The organism is Candidatus Symbiothrix dinenymphae (assembly GCF_001431085.1).
Genome location: NZ_BBRU01000141.1, coordinates 1 through 786, shown reverse-complemented (window position 1 = coordinate 786; position 786 = coordinate 1). Strand labels below are relative to the sequence as shown.

At 47.1% G+C, this 786-nt stretch carries 1 pseudogene; it reads right to left on the bottom strand.

Annotated elements, in window-relative coordinates:
• Positions 1–786 (bottom strand): annotated as a pseudogene (locus ASC50_RS02190) (hypothetical protein); the annotation flags it as partial.

The window sequence follows — 786 nt, the reverse complement described above, 5'->3', positions numbered from 1 at the left end:
ACACATGAAGGAGAGTCAACGCACCCACATCATCGTAATCGGGTCCCAAATCCGTATCGAAAATCACCGAAACAGGAAAGTGCTTCTCTGTTTCCAAAATATTAGAAAGAGCAGATACCATAATATGGTTGTAATCGGGATGGATATAATGAAATACCTTGACGGAACTCTTTTTCACTTTCAAATCTCCTTTTAAAACAGGAAATTTGGCGGAGCTTTCGGATACCTCCGAAAGACGGACAGGGTCAAATGCAAACACCTTTACCTCTTTCTTGCTGATTCCCAGTTTTTTGGCTTCCCGGGGCGAGCAGGCAATATAGCCGCCATCCTGCCGTGCATAAATTTTGCGACCGGCGGCATGGAAAAAAGCAGGAGTACTCCAAATCCATTTTTCCTTTGTGGTAAGCGTGTCGGGCGTGCGGTCCAAGTATGGAACAGGGTCTTCGGTAGATGCGGTGAAAGCATAATTGAAAAAATTGTGGAGCCGTGCAGAAACGTTTTTCAAACATTCTGCCTGATTGGGGGCGATGAAGCAGGTGTTATAGGTATTGTCGTTTTTTGCCAGTACATCTTCCTTTGTTGCCTGCCGGTAATCGCCGTTCGGGATGCAGGGACACCAATAAACAGGCAAATCGCTTTTTAAGAGACAACGATAGGCATGGGGGTCTAATCCGGCATTACACTCATCCTGTGTGCCGCTCGGTCCGTTGCCGGCACTGATATATACGGCGGAAACTTTTTGCCGCAACAGTTCCGGGTCACGGTTGTAGGCCGCAGCAAAATCAA